The organism is Pseudoalteromonas sp. APM04 (assembly GCF_022809815.1).
Classification (GTDB): Bacteria; Pseudomonadota; Gammaproteobacteria; order Enterobacterales; family Alteromonadaceae; genus Pseudoalteromonas; species Pseudoalteromonas marina.
This window is the reverse complement of sequence record NZ_CP094441.1, coordinates 2,604,196-2,624,401: the sequence shown is the minus strand read 5'-3', so window position 1 is coordinate 2,624,401 and position 20,206 is coordinate 2,604,196. Positions and strand designations below refer to the sequence as shown.

18 protein-coding genes are annotated in these 20,206 nt (G+C 39.5%); 7 read left to right on the top strand and 11 right to left on the bottom strand.

The features are described from left to right. Nucleotides 1–19 precede the first annotated feature (19 nt). Nucleotides 20–1,531: a carboxypeptidase gene (locus MTP24_RS12095; protein WP_243531412.1), complete on the bottom strand. Its 1,512-nt coding sequence runs from the start codon at nucleotides 1,529–1,531 to the stop codon at nucleotides 20–22. A 392-nt stretch (nucleotides 1,532–1,923) separates the two neighbouring features. Here MTP24_RS12095 and MTP24_RS12090 point away from each other — a divergent pair, with 392 nt between their 5' ends. From MTP24_RS12090 to mrcB, 4 genes are all read left to right on the top strand, one after another. Beyond that, entirely contained in the window at nucleotides 1,924–3,147 is a 1,224-nt protein-coding gene (locus tag MTP24_RS12090) for a response regulator (RefSeq protein ID WP_243531410.1), read from the top strand. Between the two features lie 212 nt (nucleotides 3,148–3,359). After that, complete coding sequence (locus MTP24_RS12085) at nucleotides 3,360–3,698, top strand: P-II family nitrogen regulator (RefSeq protein WP_004587162.1); 339 nt, start codon at nucleotides 3,360–3,362, stop codon at nucleotides 3,696–3,698. Between the two features lie 9 nt (nucleotides 3,699–3,707). Then, complete coding sequence (locus MTP24_RS12080; RefSeq protein WP_006791512.1) at nucleotides 3,708–4,937, top strand: ammonium transporter; 1,230 nt, start codon at nucleotides 3,708–3,710, stop codon at nucleotides 4,935–4,937. Between the two features lie 144 nt (nucleotides 4,938–5,081). Continuing rightward, nucleotides 5,082–7,424: a penicillin-binding protein 1B gene (gene mrcB / locus MTP24_RS12075; RefSeq protein WP_243531408.1), complete on the top strand. Its 2,343-nt coding sequence runs from the start codon at nucleotides 5,082–5,084 to the stop codon at nucleotides 7,422–7,424. Between the two features lie 71 nt (nucleotides 7,425–7,495). On the opposite strand, the gene MTP24_RS12070 is transcribed toward mrcB, so the two are convergent. From MTP24_RS12070 to MTP24_RS12050, 5 genes are all read right to left on the bottom strand, one after another. Then, entirely contained in the window at nucleotides 7,496–9,349 is a 1,854-nt protein-coding gene (locus tag MTP24_RS12070) for a methyl-accepting chemotaxis protein (protein WP_243531406.1), read from the bottom strand. Nucleotides 9,350–9,527: 178 nt separating this feature from the next. Then, on the bottom strand, nucleotides 9,528–10,808 hold the full coding sequence (gene hemL, locus MTP24_RS12065) for a glutamate-1-semialdehyde 2,1-aminomutase (RefSeq protein WP_243531404.1): 1,281 nt from the start codon (nucleotides 10,806–10,808) through the stop codon (nucleotides 9,528–9,530). A gap of 33 nt (nucleotides 10,809–10,841) precedes the next feature. Then, complete coding sequence (locus tag MTP24_RS12060) at nucleotides 10,842–11,858, bottom strand: aspartate carbamoyltransferase (RefSeq protein WP_006791507.1); 1,017 nt, start codon at nucleotides 11,856–11,858, stop codon at nucleotides 10,842–10,844. Between the two features lie 116 nt (nucleotides 11,859–11,974). After that, complete coding sequence (locus MTP24_RS12055; RefSeq protein ID WP_006791506.1) at nucleotides 11,975–12,409, bottom strand: CopD family protein; 435 nt, start codon at nucleotides 12,407–12,409, stop codon at nucleotides 11,975–11,977. Nucleotides 12,410–12,424: 15 nt separating this feature from the next. After that, nucleotides 12,425–14,107 carry a chloride channel protein gene (locus tag MTP24_RS12050; protein WP_006791505.1) on the bottom strand — a complete coding sequence of 561 codons (1,683 nt, stop codon included), beginning with the start codon at nucleotides 14,105–14,107 and terminating at the stop codon, nucleotides 12,425–12,427. A gap of 321 nt (nucleotides 14,108–14,428) precedes the next feature. Between MTP24_RS12050 and erpA the strand changes: the two genes are divergently transcribed. Continuing rightward, entirely contained in the window at nucleotides 14,429–14,767 is a 339-nt protein-coding gene (gene erpA, locus MTP24_RS12045) for an iron-sulfur cluster insertion protein ErpA (protein WP_006791504.1), read from the top strand. Nucleotides 14,768–14,811: 44 nt separating this feature from the next. On the opposite strand, the gene MTP24_RS12040 is transcribed toward erpA, so the two are convergent. Next, on the bottom strand, nucleotides 14,812–15,000 hold the full coding sequence (locus MTP24_RS12040; protein ID WP_006791503.1) for a hypothetical protein: 189 nt from the start codon (nucleotides 14,998–15,000) through the stop codon (nucleotides 14,812–14,814). A 448-nt stretch (nucleotides 15,001–15,448) separates the two neighbouring features. Here MTP24_RS12040 and MTP24_RS12035 point away from each other — a divergent pair, with 448 nt between their 5' ends. Beyond that, a complete protein-coding gene (locus MTP24_RS12035) occupies nucleotides 15,449–15,688 on the top strand; it encodes a helix-turn-helix transcriptional regulator (protein WP_006791502.1) in 240 nt (79 codons plus the stop codon). Nucleotides 15,689–15,762: 74 nt separating this feature from the next. On the opposite strand, the gene MTP24_RS12030 is transcribed toward MTP24_RS12035, so the two are convergent. The 4 genes from MTP24_RS12030 to MTP24_RS12015 are packed head-to-tail and all read right to left on the bottom strand — an operon-like array spanning nucleotide 15,763 to nucleotide 19,517. Then, nucleotides 15,763–17,142: an MFS transporter gene (locus tag MTP24_RS12030; protein WP_243531402.1), complete on the bottom strand. Its 1,380-nt coding sequence runs from the start codon at nucleotides 17,140–17,142 to the stop codon at nucleotides 15,763–15,765. Between the two features lie 46 nt (nucleotides 17,143–17,188). Beyond that, a complete protein-coding gene (locus MTP24_RS12025) occupies nucleotides 17,189–17,809 on the bottom strand; it encodes a peptidylprolyl isomerase (RefSeq protein ID WP_006791500.1) in 621 nt (206 codons plus the stop codon). A 2-nt stretch (nucleotides 17,810–17,811) separates the two neighbouring features. Next, nucleotides 17,812–18,372, bottom strand: coding sequence for a YajG family lipoprotein (locus MTP24_RS12020; RefSeq protein ID WP_138740212.1), 561 nt, complete (start codon nucleotides 18,370–18,372; stop codon nucleotides 17,812–17,814). Nucleotides 18,373–18,374: 2 nt separating this feature from the next. Continuing rightward, the gene (locus MTP24_RS12015; protein ID WP_008129536.1) at nucleotides 18,375–19,517 is read right to left on the bottom strand and encodes a methyltransferase; all 1,143 of its coding nucleotides are present in this window, start codon (nucleotides 19,515–19,517) and stop codon (nucleotides 18,375–18,377) included. A 42-nt stretch (nucleotides 19,518–19,559) separates the two neighbouring features. On the opposite strand from MTP24_RS12015, the gene MTP24_RS12010 reads away from it, so the two are divergent. After that, a complete protein-coding gene (locus MTP24_RS12010) occupies nucleotides 19,560–20,153 on the top strand; it encodes an alpha-ketoglutarate-dependent dioxygenase AlkB (protein ID WP_243531400.1) in 594 nt (197 codons plus the stop codon). Nucleotides 20,154–20,206 lie beyond the last annotated feature (53 nt).

Sequence of the window (20,206 nt, the reverse complement as noted above, 5' to 3'; positions counted from 1 at the left end):
TAGGTGGTTGATCAATATTTTAATATTTGGCAGCTTTAGATTCTTTAGGTAGTGAGTTTTGTATAAACTCCCTTAAGTCGTTATTTGAGCTTTCTAAATCAGCGTGGCGAAGATACATCATGTGCCCACTTCTGTAGCCTTTAAAGCTTAGACGGTCTTTCATTTTTCCACTTGGATCTAATTGCCACATTGTGTATTTGGCATCAAAGTAATTAGTTGCACCATCGTAATAACCCGCCTGTACCATTACATTCAAGTAAGGGTTTTGAGCCATCGCAAGACGAAGGTTTTCACCGGTATTATTGCCACTTCTATCCCAAGGATGAACGTTACCAAATAAGTTATATTTGATGTCGGTTTTATAGTTTAACTCCTCGCGTAGGTAGTAATTAATCGCTGGCGTAAAGGAGTGCAACCATGAAGTCAGCTCTGCCCAGTAATCAGGTGAGTCACCAGCATCACGTTTGTCTATACCTAGGTAGCGAGAGTCTAAACGGCCGACTGTTTGTCCTCGGTCACGCAATAATTCTTTCCAGAAGAATTGTGTAGGGATATCGAGGTTGTTTTGATCGACAAAGGTTTCTGAAAGGCCTGCATACTCAGCCATTTTTTTAATAATACGACGCTTTTCGTCTTGCGCTAAAAAGCCACCTTTTGCTAATGCTGGTATTAGTTCATTTAAAGTAAACTGCTCAACTTCAGGAAGGAGTTCGTCTAAATCTTTTGCTTGTAAATCGGCATTTAGTGCTTTGTGATACCACGCGGTGGCTGCAAAGTATGGCAAACGATTTGCCGCTTTAACTGGGCCTTCGCGTTTAATACCAATGTCTGTTGGTGACACTAATACAACACCGTTGATATACATCCATTGGCTATTTTGTAGCTCATGTGCAAGGCCTGATACGCGTGTTGTGCCATAACTTTCGCCAATTAAAAACTTTGGAGAGCGCCAACGCTCTGTTCTATTTACAAAAGTATTTAACCACTCGCCAAGGTATTTAATGTCGGCGTTAACACCAAAAAACATGTCTTTTTGTTGAGCTTTAGAAAGCATTTCGCCTTTTTCGTTTTCAATAACTCGCGAATAGCCAGTATTTACTGGGTTTACGTAAACAATATCGGCAACATCAAGCACAGAGTAAGGGTTGTCTTTTACACCATAGGGCTGAATAGGATAGCCTTCATCATCAATTTTTAATACGCGAGGGCCTGTGTAGGCTAAGTGCATCCAAACTGAGGCTGAGCCAGGGCCACCATTAAAAGAAATGAGCAACGGGCGTTTGGCTCTATCATCAACTTTATCGCGCGTGTAATACGTGTATTGTAGTGTAGCAACGGCATCACCTTTGTTGTCCCATACGGGTTGAGTGCCTGTGGCAACCGTATAATTAAAGCGTTGACCATTAATTTTAGCTTTGTGTTGGGTGACTACTTTACTGTCTACATCAATACGGCGTTGATTATCAGCATCAGCAAGCGGGCTGAGCATTAATGCAAAAACCGTGATTGGTAAAATACGACTAAGCTTCATGGGGAGTCCTTATTATATTTTATAATGTATTAAAGATAAAAATAAGTAAAATAACAAAAGTAATGAGACTAGCTGCCGATATTATTGGTTGAGTTAATTAACATAAGCCGATAAGTAAAATAATCAGTTATTTATGGTGTAAATTTTTGTTTAATTATTTAGCTAAGAATTAAAATCGGGTATATTTGCCATCATGCTTGTTTTTATTACAATTATTGATTTACAAGCTGGTTAATGGAATGTGCTTTAATATTTAAAGCGTTAAATAACAATGGCTCTGGGATGTTTTTTATTTACTTATTTTTGCTGCTTAAAGTGTGGTACCAGTAAGTTTTATTATTTTGTGTTTGCAGCAGATGTTGCAAAAAGTAATGAGAACAAAGAGAAGGTCTATGCAAAGAGTATTAGTGGTTGAAGACAGTAAAGTAGTCCAGCAGGTTTTACGCCACTTAACTGCCCAGTATTTAGATGTTGCCGTTGATTTTGCCTGGTCATTGGCTGAATGCCAGGAGCATGTAGAAAAGTACGACTATTCATTAGCACTTGTTGACTTAACTCTCCCCGATGCTCCAAATGGCGAAGTTGCCAAATATACACTTTCTAAAGCAATTCCTACGGTTGTGCTCACATCAAAGATAGACGAGTACAAACGTCAGCAAATGCTAGAAGATGGTGTGGTGGATTACGTTATAAAAGATAACCGTGATTCTTATCATTATGCCGTTAAATTGGTTTCTCAACTTTTAAGAAACCAAGGTTGTAAGGCATTAATTGCGGACGATTCTATGTTGAGTCGTTCGTTAATGAAGCAAATGCTCGAAAAGCAATTGTTTGATGTAAGCACCGCGAATGACGGCCAGCAAGCGCTTGAAATATTAAAAGCTGATCCTGATATAAAGCTGCTTATGACCGATTACGCTATGCCAACAATGGATGGTTTTGAGCTAGTTAAAGCAGTTCGTAATTTTAGAGGCCGAGACGATTTAGCTGTAATTGGTTTATCTGGAGCAGGCAAGCACGGTTTATCAGCACGCTTTATAAAATATGGCGCAAACGACTTTTTAACTAAACCCTTTATGAATGAAGAGTTTCATTGCAGGGTGTTGCAAACAATGGAGCAGTTATCACTGATTGCAGATATCAAAGAAAGTGCTTTTAGAGATCACTTAACCGGTTTATACAATCGACGTTATTTTTATCAATATGCTGAAAAGTTATTAAAAAATCAAAATCAAAATAATACGCTAGCGCTACTCGACGTGGACTTTTTTAAAAATATAAACGATACATTTGGTCACGAAGGCGGCGATCAGGCGCTTAAGCAGGTTGGGTCTCTTATTCGCTCAACTTTTGCAAACTTTACTGTAGCAAGGGTGGGTGGTGAAGAATTTGCCATTGTTCTACCTGATATCGATTTAGCCAGAGCACGCGAATATTTAGAAGCGTTTAGAAAAAAAATGGCGAGTTACGATTTTTCTATTAGTGACAAGTCTTGCACGATAACAGCGAGTATTGGGCTTGCAGAGTTTCAAAATACCAATTTAAAAGATGCGATGCGTGTTGCCGACAAGGCGTTATACGAAGCAAAAAGCAAAGGCAGAAACTGTATCGGGTAACTGTTTATATTATAGCGCAATTTTGGGGGCGTTTTTATATGTGCACCAATGTAGCGGAGTTGTTAAAAAAACGCACCTAAATGGTGCGTTTTTTTTATGGTGAGTTTAGTTTTAAAGGTTAAATTGTTGTTTTTAAATTAAATTAAATAGTGGCACAAAGGTTGGATTATGTTACCCAACAGGATAACAATAAAGAGTCCGAGGGGGCCGCTATGAAAATGATTAGTGCAATCATAAAACCATTTAAATTAGACGATGTGCGTGAAGCGCTCGCTGATTTAGGAATTGAGGGGATGACTGTAGTTGATGTTAAAGGTTTTGGACGTCAACGAGGTCATACAGAGCTATATCGTGGTGCAGAGTACCAAGTCGATTTTATTCCAAAGATCAAACTTGAAATTGCAACTCGTACAGAAAATTGTCAGCGCGTTGTTGAAGCAATTACAAAAATTGCGTCAACAGGCAAAATTGGTGACGGCAAAATTTTTGTGTACGACTTAGATCAAATAGTTCGTATCCGTACTGGCGAACTTGACGAAGAGGCAATTTAAGAGGGGCTTATGGAAAATACAATTGTAGAACTTAAATTTTCACTCGATACATTTTACTTTTTGATATCGGGTATATTAGTTATGTGGATGGCTGCTGGTTTTGCCATGTTAGAAGCGGGCTTAGTTCGTTCTAAAAACACCACTGAAATTTTAACTAAAAACATCGCGCTTTATTCAATCGCGTGTACCATGTTTTTGTTAGTTGGTTACAACATTATGTATGTAGACAACGCTGAGGGCGGAATTATGCCATCACTGGGCGCGTTAATTGGTACGCAAGCTGCTGATGCCGACCACTCTTTAGAGTCTGACTTTTTCTTCCAAGTAGTTTTCGTTGCAACAGCCATGTCAATTGTATCTGGTGCGGTTGCTGAACGAATGAAACTATGGGCTTTCTTAGCATTTACTGTTGTTTTAACTGGTTTTATCTACCCAATGGAAGGTTACTGGACATGGGGCGGTGGTTTCTTGTCTGAAATGGGCTTTGTTGATTTTGCAGGTTCTGCCATTGTTCATGGTGCAGGTGCAGCAGCAGCACTCGCTGGTGTAATTTTACTAGGTGCTCGTAAAGGTAAATACGGAAAAAATGGTGAAGTTTATCCAATTCCAGGTTCTAACTTACCGCTTGCTACTTTAGGTACATTTATTTTGTGGATGGGTTGGTTTGGTTTTAACGGTGGTTCACAGTTATTACTATCTGATAAAGAAAACGCAACGGCTGTAGGTCAAATCTTACTTAACACTAACGCGGCTGCGGCAATGGGTGCAATTGCAGCACTATTTGTATGTAAAGTATTATGGGGCAAAGCTGATTTAACAATGGTACTTAACGGTGCGCTAGCGGGCTTAGTTGTTATTACTGCAGACCCTCTTTCACCTTCTCCATTAATGGCTTGTCTACTAGGCTTACTAGGCGGTTCATTAGTTGTATTTAGCATTATAGCTTTAGATAAAATTAAGATTGATGACCCAGTAGGTGCTATTTCTGTACACGGTGTATGTGGTGCACTAGGTATTATGCTGGTTCCACTTTCAAACGGTGATGCAAGCGTTATTAATCAGTTAATCGGCTTAGTAACTATCTTGGCATTTGTTTTTGTAGCATCGCTTATTGTGTGGGCTATATTAAAATACACAATGGGTATACGTGTTACAGAAGAAGAAGAGCTTAACGGTATGGATCAACACGACTGTGGTGTAGAAGCTTACCCTGAGTTTGTATCTGTTCGTAATAACTAAATTTATATAGTGTGCTTATCAAAGCTCTACTTTAGGTAGAGCTTTTTTTCGTTTCAGGGAAGGTTAATTTTTCAGGTGTTAGGGTTATTACCAATATGCTAAGCTCCACTTTGTAAATAAACCGTTGGAACACATTACACTTACATGGCTGATAATAAAAAAACACCTAGTAGTAAACCCCCTTCAAAGCGTGCAACGAAAGCAAGTAGTTCGTCACGTAAAGCTAAACCCAAATCTACAAAAAAAACGGCAACTACTGTTTTTAAACGCTCATTTATGAGAAAAACATGGTCAGTTTTTTGGAAGCTAAGTTTGGCTGTTTTTATTGCTATGGCTATGTACTTTATTTATTTAGATTCAAAAACCACACGTGTATTTGAAGGAAATAAATGGCAACTCCCCGCTCAAGTGTATGCGCGTGCAATGCAGTTTTACCCTGGGCAATTCTTATCACGTCAAGAAGTAGAATTTGAACTCGAACGTCTAAATTATTCATCGGTTAATAGGCTTAGCCGGACCGGCCAATACGTAAAAACGGCCGATAGTATTAAAATTTACCGACGAGAGTTTGAATTTTATGATGGGCTGGAGGAGTCTAAGGTTGTTGAACTGCGCTTTGCGGGACAAAAGGTAGCCTCTGTAAAAGATAAATTTGGTAGGCGCTTGAACAACGCTCGATTAGAACCTGTTCAAATAGCCCGCATTGGTAACGATTCGAAGCAAGATAGAGAATTTGTTCCCCTTGATAAGTTTCCTGCTATGTTAAAAGACACTTTGCTAGTGGTGGAAGACCGTAATTTTTATGAACACCACGGTGTATCTGTTTTTTCTATTTTACGCGCTCTATATACCAATATTAGAGCAGGGCGCACAGTCCAAGGCGGTAGCACGTTAACGCAGCAACTCGCTAAAAATATATATTTAACCCGTGAACGTTCGCTGCTGCGAAAAATCAATGAGGCGTTTATTGCGCTTATTCTTGATTATCGTTACTCAAAAGACCAAATATTAGAGGCCTACTTAAACGAGGTTTATTTAGGTCAATCTTATAACCAAGGCGTGCATGGCATGGGCTTGGCGTCTGAGTTTTATTTTTCAAAACCAGTAGATGAGCTTGAATACGATCAAATAGCGTTGCTAGTAGCGATGGTGAAAGGGCCGTCTTATTACAATCCTCGCCGCTACAAAGAGCGCACTATGGAGCGTCGCGATTTAGTACTTCGCCTCATGGTGGAAAATAAATTAATAAGCACAAAAGAATACCGAGCATCCCTTAAGCGCTCAATTGACATTGCGCCAATGAAAGAAAGTTTACAAAAATCATACCCAGGGTATTTAGAACTGGTGAACCGTGAATTAAATAAATTACTACCCGACCAGCAAATACTAGATGCTGGGGTTAGGGTGTTTACTTACTTTGATTTACAAAAACAAACAGCAATGGAAAACTCGGTTGAGAAAAGCTTACCTTATTTAGAGAAACGCCCTAAAACAGATAAGCTTGAGGTTGCTATGATCTCTGTAAATTCAGATAAAGGTGGCGTATCGGCCCTTGTAGCAGGGCGTGACGTTCGATATTCGGGCTTTAATAGAGTGCTGGATACAAAGAGAAATATAGGGTCTTTAGTTAAGCCCGCAGTTTATTTAACAGCACTACAATCACCAAATTATAATTTAGCCACATTACTTGATGATTCGCCGTTACAGGTAACAAACGAAGAAGGTAATGTATGGCAGCCTGAAAATTTTGATCGCCAATACCGTGGTGCAATCCCGCTTTATCAAGCATTTAGTAATAGTATTAATATACCTGCTGTTAATTTAGGCTTAGATATAGGAGTGGATAAAGTTGCAAAAACGCTTAAATCACTCGGTGTGGAAGGTCAAATAGATGAATACCCGTCTTTACTCTTAGGTGCTTTAGAGTTATCTAGTTTTGATGTTGCCCAGCTTTACACCACCATAGCAAATGACGGTGAGTATAAGAAGTTGACGTCTATATCAGCACTTACTGACTCTGTAGGTAACGTGCTATATAAACATCAAGTAAGTGCAGAGCCTCGTTTTGATGAAGCCTCTGTGTACATGACCAAATATGCAATGAAGCGTGTAACAAAAGACGGCACAGCAAAGCGGTTAAACTTGCACTTTCCGTCTATTCAACTAGCTGGTAAAACAGGGACTAGCAATGATTTACGTGACAGCTGGTTTGCAGGGTTTGATCAAAACACGGTAACCGTTGCATGGCTTGGCCGCGATGATAATAAAAGCACCGGTTTAACTGGCAGTGTCGGGGCGCTAGAAGCCTATATCCGTTATCTAAAACCACTCAACCCACAAGCTATTGCCGATACTCGCCCCCCTTCAATCCGTTGGGCCTTTGTAAACGAGCACACAGGTAAACAAGCTCCTCCAGGATGTGGGAAAGTGATACAGCTTCCATTAAGAGTGAGTGAATTTGAGCCAAGGCCTCGCTGTATAAAATGATAACTCAAATAACAAAGCCGCTATTTAGCGGCTTTGTTATTTATAGATATTAAAGCTATAGATATTAAAAGTTAAGACTTAAAAAAGCGCATTGACGTTGTTAAATCATTCGATAAGCGTGAAAGCTGCTCGGCGTCTTGCAGCGTTGATTGCGCTGACACTAATGTATGATCAGCTAAGTTATTAACTTCTTGCGAGTCATTAAGTGCCTGAGTCGTCGCGTTGGCTTGCTGTTTAACTCGTTCAGCAATGACCTCGCCTTGATGCTTTATATCCCCCATACTACTTTCTGCGCTTTGCAGTACTGTATTTGTTTGGTTTGCGGCTTCGACAGATAACTCCATTTTTTCAACGCTTGAACGCATTTTAATTTGTGTATCGTCAGATGCCTTTTGCAGTGAGCTAATAATTTGGTGAATTTCTTGTGTTTGTGTTTGTGTTTGTGTTTGTGTGCGTAATGCAAGTGTTCTTACTTCGTCTGCGACCACCGCAAAACCACGTCCGTGTTCACCCGCTCTAGCTGCTTCTATTGCAGCATTGAGTGCTAATAGGTTTGTTTGGTCGGCAATTTCACTGATCCCTTTACTTACTTTACTAATTTCTTGGCTATCTTGAGCTAGTCGGTCAAGTGCTTGCTGACTTTCGGTAAACTCCATTTTTAAATCTTGCATGTATTGAGCAAGCTCCATGGTATTGCTCGACCCCTGTTTTACATGCTCAGCGGCATTTTGTGCAGTAAGTGTTGCCTGATGGGCTGATTCTTCAATTGTATGTGCAGTTTGCGCCATGTCACTTAATGCATGGCTAATTGCATTTACCCGCGTTTGCTGTTTTATTACGTCGTCACTGGTTTGACTACTGGCATGCGAAAGAGACTGAGTGGCATCGCATAACTCTTTGGTACTGGCTTTAACATCTGAAAGTAGATGTGAAAAGGCATTGAGTAGGGCGTTGTATTGCTCAGCAATAACGCTCATTTCGTCACTCCCGATTGAGTTAAGGGTTGCCTTTAAGTCACCGTTAGCTGCTTTAGTGGCTGCTTTAGTGAAGCGACTTATGGTGTCAACGACTGCAAAATAAAACCCAACCATTAAATAAAGAGCAAACAGTAAACTTATTATAGAGGCGATCAGAACAGTGTTTCTGGTCCACTGCTGGGTTTGTATTTTATTACTAATTAACGATTCTAGAGTTGGAATACTGATGTTGATTAAAGCGCTAATATTTTTTTGAACATTGTCAGTGAGTGCTGAAAATTCACGCTGAGTTAACTCTATGTCGTCGGGTTCCAGTAGTTTTTTATCTATCGCGTTCTTGAATGCTGAGACTGATTTTTGTAGTTCATTTAAAGTGGGAGAGAGCGCTTTATTTACCGATTTATCCGCTGACGTTGCAATAGCTAGTGTTTTTAAAAGTTGCTGCTCAAATTGGGGTAACGATTTAGTTAGGTTTGAAAGTGCAATAAAGGTATCTGGAGTAAATTGGTTATTGTTCAGTACTGTATTTGCGCTCGCGGCAGTTAGGTTTATTTGAGTGATAAAAGCAGGGACACGGGTTACCAATGCACGATTTAAATAGGCGCTGGCAAGTTCGCTATCTAGCGCTAAATTAGATTGAATAGAAACAAGCTCAAGTACATCGTCTACTTCGCTGTCTTTAATTTTAAAGCCCAGCGAGCGTGCCACATTTATATTTTTATCGGTTGTCCCTTGTATTTGATTGGTAAGTATTGCCCGATAGCCTTTTAAACCTTGCTGTTCCATTTTCGACACATCAATACTTTTACTCAATAACGACACCAAAAAAAACATGCTTAGTGCAAGTGGGATCAAGAGAATGCCAAACGTGATGCTTATTTTAGTTTTGTATTTTAGATTCGCCATTAAGCGCATTGCAGGCGCAGCTAACTGCCGTAATCCAGACATAAGACTCTCTTGTATTTAATAAAGTAGGGTGAAGATAAGTAGACCTTGTTACGCTTAATTATCATTCAATTATATCAATTTACAAATAAAAAAGCCCTTAAAGGGCTTTTTCAATCTTTAGTATTGATTGCCTGTTTTAAAAGTAGGTATATAAACCCCGTTTAGGCAATACTTGCGATTAAAGCTTTGCGAAACAACGCTCTGCTGCAGCTATAGTTTCTTGTACTTCCTGTTCCGTGTGCGCAGCACATACAAAGCCAGCTTCAAATGCTGATGGCGCAAGGTATACGCCTTCTTCAAGCATAAGATGGAAAAAGCGTTTAAAACGCTCTAGGTCACACTCAGTCGCTTGTTTGTAAGTGGTTACCTTTTCAGCATCGGTAAAGAAAAAGCCATACATGCCGCCCGCGTAGTTTGTTGTAAGTGCGATACCTGCTTTTTTAGCGCCTTCTTCAAAGCCTTCACATATTGCTTTTGAAATAGCTTCTAGTTTGTCGTGTAATCCAGGCTCACTTAATAGCTCTAATGATTTTAAACCTGCAGCCATAGCTATTGGATTACCAGACAGTGTTCCGGCTTGATATACTGGGCCAACAGGAGCAATGTAATCCATAATTTCAGTTTTGCCGCCAAATGCGCCTACCGGCATGCCGCCGCCTATTACTTTACCTAAACATGTTAGGTCAGGTTTTATGTTGTAATACGCTTGTGCACCACCAAGAGCTACACGAAAACCGGTCATTACTTCGTCAAAAATAAGCACCGATTTGTATTCATCACATACTGCGCGCAGGCCTTCTAAAAAGCCTTTAACAGGTGGAATACAGTTCATGTTACCCGCTACCGGCTCAACGATAATACAGGCAATTTCGTCAGCGTATTTTTCAAAAATAGCTTTCACTTCTTCAATGTTATTAAACGATACTGTTAATGTGTGTTTAGCAAAGTCTTCAGGAATACCTGGTGAATTAGGCACGCCCATAGTTAAAGCACCTGAGCCCGCTTTAACTAAAAGTGAGTCGGCATGGCCGTGGTAACAGCCTTCAAATTTAAGAATTTTGTCACGATTAGTAAAACCACGTGCTAGGCGAATTGCGCTCATGGTTGCTTCGGTACCTGAGCTAACCATGCGTACTTTTTCTATTGACGGTACAAGCGCTTTTACCTTCTCAGCCATTAAAATTTCAGCTTCAGTTGGCGCGCCATAGCTAAGGCCGTTTTCAACTGCTTCATGAACCGCTTGTTTTATAGCAGGGTGATTGTGGCCCATGATCATTGGGCCCCACGAACCTACGTAATCGATATAACGATTACCGTCAGCATCAAAGGTGAATGCACCTTCTGCTTTTGTGATAAATAATGGTGTGCCACCTACGCCATTAAAAGCGCGCACTGGTGAGTTTACGCCACCAGGAATAGAGGTTTGAGCGCGTTCAAATAAGTCTTGGCTAATTGTCATGAAAAATCCTATAAATTGTCACTTAAAAAAGGGTTAGCTGTCGCGTTTGCGGCTAAACCAAGGCACGTCTACTTCATATTGCTCAACTTTGTTTTCTACGCCGAGTGTTAAAGCAAACAGTGCCATACGAATTAATACGCCGTTTTGTACTTGGCGAAATATAGCTAAATTGTCGTTGCTGTTTAAGTCGTTATCAAGCTCATTAGCTTCAGTACGACTATCACGAGGAAGCGGATGCATTAGCACTGAATTAGGCTTACAGTGTGCATTATAAATTGACTGGCTAATTCTAAATCCGCCACGGTATTTATTTGCTTCTTCTTGAGATGGAAAGCGTTCTTCTTGAATACGTGTTTGATACACGATATCGGCCGCTAAGTTACCTTCCATTTTGTTCACTAGTTCTATTTTATGGCCAGCATTTTCTACTGCATCTAAAATACTGGTTGGCATTTGCAAGCCATCGGGTGCCACCATTGAAAATTTAACGTTTTTGTAATGGCACAATAGTTTTGATAACGAATGAACAGTACGACCGTATTTTAAATCGCCAACCAAAGCGATGTGCATACCATCAATGTTTTGATCAAAGCGGTGTAACTCACGTTCTATAGTAAGTAAATCTAGCAGTGCTTGAGTGGGGTGTTCATTTGGGCCGTCACCGCCATTAATTACAGGTACGGTACAGCCTTCGGCAAATTCACTCACCGAGCCTGCGTCTGGGTGGCGCATAGCAACCGCATCTGCATAAGCTGAAATAACACGCGCTGTATCGTATAAAGATTCACCTTTAGCAAGAGCTGAACTTTGCATGCCTGTTGTTTCACGCACGCCTCCACCAAGCAGGTTAAACGCGGTTCCAAAACTAACGCGCGTACGTGTGCTGGGTTCAAAAAACAAATTAGCTAAAATGGCGCCCTCAAGCACCGTTGTTTGCTTTTGCTTTTTAGCATAAGGCTCCATCTTTTTTGCTACTGCAAAAATACGTTCAATGCAGTCTCTGTCTAACTGATTAACAGACAGAATATGTTCACCTTGGAAACTTAACATGGGGTTATTCCTAGTTTTTCAAAAGGGCGCGATAATCCATAATATGGGGCACGCAATCGCGCATATTAGATTTTAAGTCGTGTGTAATTAATACGGTATTTTTTATACCAAATAGCTCAAAGGCTCGGCTTAATCACTGCCAGTGCAACTATAATAAGTAATGCAATAACAGGTAATTCATTAAAAATTCGGTAAAAACGATCTGTTTTAGTATTTCTGTCGTGTTTAAAGTCGGCTAGTAATTTAAAGCAGTACGCGTGGTATAAATATAAAATTATAACTAGCACTAGTTTATAGTGCAGCCACATACTGTATTTAAACCATTCACGGCCATATTCCACAATCGTTAGTACACCAAAAACAGCCGTTAAAATAGCAAATGGCGTTACAAAATAAAGGAGCCTGCGTTCCATTACTTTTAGCATAGAGTTACATGCACGCTCTTGGCTCATTGCGTGGTAAACAAATAACCGTGGTAAGTAAAAAATGCCTGCAAACCATGCAATCATAAAAAATATATGCAGCGTTTTATAAATCAGTAATGCGCTCATAATAACCCTTATTATTTATAGTAAGCTGTTACGAATGGTTAAAATATGATGAATTTGATCCCAACGTAACAGTCCCATTATTTGTTGATTATCTAACAGGTTGTATACATATAAAGCGCCACTGCGCTTATCTTTTAGTATATCAAAGGCATCAGCTAACGTTGCTTGACTGCTAATACCTTGTAAGTTTACATAGTTCAGGTTGATTGCTTGATCAGACATTAAGCTTAAATCGTATTCTGCAAGTCGATACCCGTTTTCTTCGTCAAATACAATCAATGGCGTTTGGCTGTCCATGGCATCGAGTGTATTTTTTATTTGCTCTTTGTCATTTGAAAACAGCAATTTAAAGTTTTCATCCATATCATCCATAATTCCCACCTTTTGTAGCGCCTCTGTGGCAGGGGAAACATGATAGGGAAGCCCCTGAAAATCAAGTTGCTGCAAAAATATAGAGCGATTACCAAACACTTGTAATGCGGTTACATAAGCTGTTGTTATCACAAGCATGGCTGGAACAATTATCTCTGGCGACGATGTAAGCTCCATTACTGTTGTTAACGCTGCAAGTGGTGCATGTAATGTGGCGGCCATTAACCCCGCCATGCCCAATACACCATAAGTTCCGGCAATATCAGTACCAGGGCTAATAAACTGAGCAAAAAACGCCATCATAGTCCCAACTAAAACACCTAACCCAATAACAGGACCAATTAACCCTCCCGGTATACCCAAACCTATAGCAAATAAAGTTGCTAGTAATTTAGCAATTAAAATAGTGGTGAGTAATTGCACATTATCTGGCGACTCCACCGCAATAGCTATCGCGCTCATGCCAGATCCCATTGCTTGGGGAACGGCATAAGCAATTAAACTTGCGATACAACCTGCAATGAGTAAACGAGGAAACATACTTAAAGGTTTAAATGTTTTAATAATTAACATTAAGTTTTGATTAAAGCTGTATGCAATAGCGCCCAGTGCCATACCGCATAAAATTAAATATGGATAGTGCCAACCACTCAAAGGAGCAATTGTTATGAGTGCAAGTTCTGATCCTCCCCCAAATACGAACTGAGTAGCAAGTGCACCTGTTACTGCAGCAAGCATAATAGGGACAAAAATATGAACTTTGTATTCTCTTAACACGACTTCCATAACAAAAATAACGGCGGCAAGAGGCGTGTTAAAGGATGCAGCAATACCCGCAGCAACACCACAGCCGCTTAATGTACGCATGGCATTGTGTGGTAAGTGGAGTTTATCGGCTAAAATACTGGCGCCCGTTGCTCCCATATGTACCGATGGGCCTTCTCGCCCAACCGAAAAACCACTGATTAATGCCAAAGCCCCCCCAACAAATTGGTTGAGTGTATTGTATAAAGGCATTTGCCCGTAATGACGCTTAATACGATGAATAACGAATGGGATACCTAACCGATAATGTTTGAAACCAGTAAAAGCGGCAAATGACGCAATTAAAAATGCTGCAATTAAAGGCATTAAAACACGTTCAAGAGTTGGCAAGGTTGTAAAGTCGTCTGGGGTTTCTAAAAATAAACTTTGAAAAAAGAGAATTGTTAAGCGGAATAAAATAATAAAAAATGCAGCAATTAACCCAGCAACTACGCCTAAAAGGCATAATTGTACAGATGTTTTAGGTTGTGCGAGTCGACGCCTGAGCTGCTCCAGCCACATGCATTTTTTCCTCAGTGCATTTTTCAGCTGTATTTTAGCAAAAGCCAACCACTAAGTCCTTGTGATTTTATAAAATTATTAACTTAAATTAGCTATTTATGGCAAATAATAAAACGAAGTTTTTTTAGTTAAAATAATTATTTGTTTAACATGTCACTAGTTGCATATTAAAGTGCTGTTTTTTTCAGTCAATATAAGCGATATACAGTCATTTTTAATGTATTTATGGGTATAACTTAGAGCAAAGCGTTAATTGACTATACTTGATTAAAACACTCGGGTATTAGATAATCACGCCATTACGATATTGAGGGTTTAAAAATGTCAGAAGAATTACCAATTCAGTTTAGCGATGCAGCAGCTGTTCGTGTTAAACAATTAATCGATGAAGAAGAAAACCCGGAACTAAAACTGCGTGTTTACGTAACGGGTGGTGGATGTTCTGGCTTTCAGTACGGTTTTACTTTTGATGAAAAAGCAAATCCTGGCGATTTAGAAATTGTAAAAAATGGCGTAACGCTAGTGGTTGACCCTATGAGTATTCAATATTTAGTGGATGGTGTAGTTGACTACACTGAAGGCTTAGAGGGAGCGCGCTTTTTTGTATCTAACCCGAACGCAACAACCACATGTGGTTGTGGTGCAAGTTTTAGTGTGTAAACAAACATTAATAAAACAAGCCGCATTAGCGGCTTTTTTTATGCCTATAAATTAGAGGGGGCATACTCTGTGATCTGCATCATCAAAACAAAAAAGCCCAGTACAAATGCAGATAGTACTAAAATATACATAAACCCTTTTTTACCTTGCTTAATTGGCACACCATTATGGCGCAAGAATAAGTACCACCCTGCACATAAAATAATCGGTAATAAAAAAAGAAGCCTGAACATAATGTAACCCTTTTTGTGTTGATTATTGCCCAATATTAAACGAATAACATTAACATGAAATAAATTTGTTATAAAAATGGCTATTTATATTTTTATAATAAAAATATTATTTTTAATGTTTTTGATAACTTAGCTGAAATATTCAGTGTTTGTAAATGTTCACTGGGGTTGATTTTGGCCAAGGCGAGCAATTAACTATTTAACCAAAGTGTTAATAGTATATAATGCATCCAAGAATGAGACGGGCAAAATTTCATTCTAATAACAAAAACCTTTTACCACATTTTAAGCGTCGTTTTTAGCTATGTGGGTGGGAGTGAGTAGCAACCAGTGCTTTGAGAAGCGATAGATTGCTATTTAAAACATAAGTTACTGCTTACTTGCCTACAGCTATGGTAACGACTGCTGATTTTGTGGTGTTGTCTAATCGTCTAGTAGGAGATGTAAAATGATGGGGAAAACTGTTTCTTCAGAAGAGAACGCTAAGTTAACAACATGGCTTAAAAGCAAACGCCATGAAAAAGGCCATACAATGAGAAGCCTTGCACAGGTGCTTGGAACGCCTCACTCGTTTATCGGCAAAATTGAAAATCAAGAACGCCGTTTAGATGTAGTTGAGTTTGTTCGTTATTGTACAGCGCTAGAAGTTGACCCACATGAAGCACTAAGCCTGCTTAAAGTAGATTAATAGTGTGTTGCTTAGTTCATTCAGGGGCATATTAAATGTGCTAAGCAAAATATTAATGCATGGATGCATTAAGCTTAATAGCTACTATGGTAGTTTTTCTCAAGCTCATACAATTTGTGTCTTATTGCATACAAAAATAGTAAAGAGGGGAGCACCATTAAAGCGGTTAATACAAAAAATAACGACCAATTTCCCATTAGCCAATCATCAATTACAACCCCACTGTAACTCGAAAGTAATGTTCTTCCTAAATTCCCCAGCGACGCCAACAACGCATAATGTGTTGCACTAAACGCTCTGTCACATAGCATAGATATAAATGCGACCATAGCAACGAGAGACCACGCTTGTGTAAAGCCATCAATTACTATAGCAAAAGCATATAAACCTAAGTTAGGGCCCACTAATGCAATAGCAGAAAAAGCTAAATTAGATGCAGCCATGGCTACACCACTAACAAATAACCCTTTCACAATGCCATATTTTTGATTAAATAAGCTGCCTACGAAGGTAAAGGCAATGGTGAGCACTGCGGTGCCAACTTTTGAAAAAGTAGCTATATCGCTATTGCTAAAACCTATTTCTTTATAAAAAACAATCGACATTCGTCCTAAAAACGCTTCGCCAATTTTAAATAAGAAAATAAAAGCAAGTAATGCGAGTGCAGTTTTAACCCCGTTCTTTGCAAAAAATGTTCTAAAAGGGTCAATTACTGTAACAACCAACCAGGCAACGACTTTATTGAGAGGTGTTTGATTAATAGTAGCAAGCTTTTTAATGTAAACACGTTCTAGTTCTTCGTGAACGGCTTCTCTATTAGAGGCGGGCTCTTTAGCAAATAGCACTCCTCCCATTAATACCAATATTACAGCGGCTAAAAAGTAGTAAACTTGTGGCCAACCGAGTGAAGGAATATCTGCCATATAAAATGGAATCGCACCCAATAACGCGTAGCCTGTCCACCATCCTGAGGTGGCCATGGCTGCGGCAGCAGTTGCTTTGTGTGATTCACTTTCACTTAGGGTATCTATTCTAAATGCGTCTATCGCAATGTCTTGTGTGGCAGATGCAATTGCAATTAATAAACACAGTGCTGCAGCAATCGCCAAGTTAGCTTTGAGGTCAAGGCCAGCAAGAAGTAATGTGCCTAAAAACATAAAGCTTTGGCAAAACAATATCCAGCTACGGCGTTGGCCTAGCCACTTATATAAAATAGGCAGTTTTGTACGATCGATTAAGGGCGACCACAAAAAGTTGATGCTGTAGGCACCAAATACAATACCAAATAAGCCTATCATGCTTCGGCTCAGGCCTTCATCCTTTAGCCATGCCGACATTACAGAGCCAATTAATACCCAGGGAAAACCACTGCTAATACCAAAAATAAACACATTAATTAAACGTTTATCTTTAAAATACGAAAAGTATTCGCTGAAAGAGAGAGTGTTGCTCATAGGGCCTTCATTGGCGAGTGGGTGCAGCTATACCGCACCTCATTAATTATAATGGTGTTGGCTCAATCATTTTAATATTTAAAATGACCACTGGTGTTTCTGGCACAAAGTCATAACCAATTTTTTCGTTGTAAATTGTTTTAACAGCCATAATTTTATCAAGGGTTTCGTATCCATCCATTACAGTACCAAACACCGCAAATCCCCAGTCTCTTCCAGGATTTAAATGGTCATTGTTATCCATATTAAAGAAAAACTGGCGAGTACCTGAATGCGGCTGTCTGTCTTGGTATGCCATGGCAATACTGTACATATCATTTTTTAGACCATTTCCGCTTTCATTAAAAATAGGATCGTTTTGATGTAAGCCTTCCATGTCTTTATCATACCCACCACCTTGTATAACAAAATCGCGTTCGTTTTCTTCGTCGCGCTCAACACGATGAAAAATACTACCCTGATAACTTTTATCTGATACATAAGTCAAAAAGTTATTAACTGTAATAGGGGCCCGAGAACGGTCTAGCTCAACAATAATACTGCCTAGTGATGTCACTATTTCAACACGTGGAAACATATTGTCTTTTTGTACAAATCTGCCCTCTTGGGCTGCTAAACTTGCTGCGCTAAAACAAAGAGCTAAACAAAGTATAAAAAGTCGTTTCATGGTTAACCTTCTAAAAACTGTATTAATTCAGGATCTGACACAATGCGGGTTATCATTTGTTCAGTCAACTTATTGAGTTGACCTTCTATTTTAGCTCTGTCATGGCCAAGCGGGCCTTCTAGCGCTGCATTACCGCTATACTTTTTTGTAAAATTACTTGTAGCACGGATTACGCGAACACTCAGTTCAATTTTTGCTTCACTTTTATGGCTTACTAAGGTTTCAGTAACCACTGCTTGTAAGGCATTTATATCTAGCTCAAATCGAGTGGTGGCTAAATTTGAAATGCTCGCGCCATTACGACTAAGTGCACTGTCTAGTGCACTTTTAATCGACTCAGTAATACCTTGGCTTGCAAATGTTTTGGTTTTGTCTGACTCAACTAGAGTTAGGGTAGAAGTATCGCCACGTACATCAATAACACTCGTGCTCAGGCTACTATTTATAGTGCTCACTTGGCCACTTTGGTAAACCGGGTTAAGTATGACTTGGCTTGGTTGGTTTGCACAGCCTGCTAAAATACAAAATGCAGCACAGCCAAATATACGGTTTATTATTGTCATTGTTATAACACCCCACTATTTTTAGTTGAACTTAAAACCACAAATTTTTTGTTTGAACCTAATAGCTTACAGTTACCAAACATACGGTTTAACTTGTCATGATAATCTAAATGACGATTACCAATAATACGCAGCTCACCACCTTCTTTTAACGTGTCTTTAGCTTGTTTAAACATTTGCCAAGCAATGTGATCAGTAACCGCTTGTGCTTGGTGAAATGGTGGATTACATAGCACCATATCTACACTGTTTTTTTCAAAGCCGGTTAAGCAATCGTTTTCTATAAATTCGCAATCATCAAATCGTTCTGCCATGTTTTGCTCTACGTTAAGTCGTGCAGACTCGACCGCCATGTACGATTCATCAACAAACGTTACAGAGGCTTTAGGGCAGCGCGCTAAGGTCATAACACCAACTACGCCATTACCACAGCCTAAATCAATAATTTGTTTAGCTTTTGGTGTTTGCGGCAAGTAGTTAAAAAAGAAGCGCGCACCAATATCTAACGAATCACGCGAAAACACATTTGCATGGTTTGTAATATTAAACTCGGTGCCTTCAAGTTGCCATGAAACAGGGTAATCAGCAGCTTTATAGCCGCCTTTTGCGCTACTTAAAATAAGGCGTGACTTTTTCACCGCTAAGCTTGTTTTAGTTTCACCAATAAACTGTTCAAACGCCTTAATTGTTGAGTTGTGAATATCTTTCGTTTTACCAGCTGCAATAACAGGTGTGCCTGGTGCAAGAACTTCGCTTAACTCACTTAATTGAAACTGCAAAAAGCCAACATTACGTGGTATTTTGATTAACACTAAATCTACGTCTTCTGGAAGTGCCGAGAGGCTGTCCAATTGCGTAAATTGCACAGTAGACAGCTTATTCTCTTGTAAATTATATGCTGCAGCTTGGTGGCTAATATACGAGTCATTAACTGAACAAACCGTTAATTGATTAAAACTACAGGCAAGAGCACCAAAGCTGTCATTTAAAATAAGCAATGAGCGACAATCAGGATGATGTTCGTTAACATAATTGATAAGGTACTCATCGCCCGAATCCCACGCTTGTAAACTGCGGTTTTTTTGATCCAAAGGGAAGCGTTCAAGAGTAAAAGTTTTATCGCCTAGCTGGGCTTGCGTCGTCATAGTGGTTTTTGTATCAGTAAACTAATGTAGGTAAATTCTAACATGCAACGGCAAAACGCCAACCCCCAACAGTTGCCTAATGGCTTTTCTTATCAAACAAAGGCGCTTAGCGCACAAAAAAGCCTCGATTTATTTTATTATCTGCAAAAAAACCTTAAGTGGCAGCAGCCAGAAGTCACGGTTTACTCTAAAACTGGACCAATCCCACGCCTGCAATGCTTTATTGGCGACCATAAAATTGAATACGGCTATTCAAACAGTAAGTTAATAACTGAACCCTGGCCTAGTACATTAATGGCAATGCGAAAAAGGTTAGAGGCACATTTAAACCAGCCATTTAATTCTTTATTAGTCAACTATTATCGCGATGGCAACGACACCATGGGGTGGCACAGTGATGATGAAATTGAGTTAGGCCAGCAGCCCACTATAGTGTGTATATCGCTTGGAGCAGAGCGGGTATTAAAGCTAAAAGACAAAACCAGTAATAAAATAACGGATTTAAAATTACACAGTGGTAGTTGTTTGGTCATGAGTGGCAATAGCCAGCGAGACTTTCAACATGCTATTTTAAAGCAAACCAGCTTAGTGCACCCGCGAATAAGTTTAACCTTTAGGTATATAAAACAAGACTAGTTGCGTAATTTAGTTAGCCAACGGGCGGGGCTGCTTGCTATGATAAGTTCATA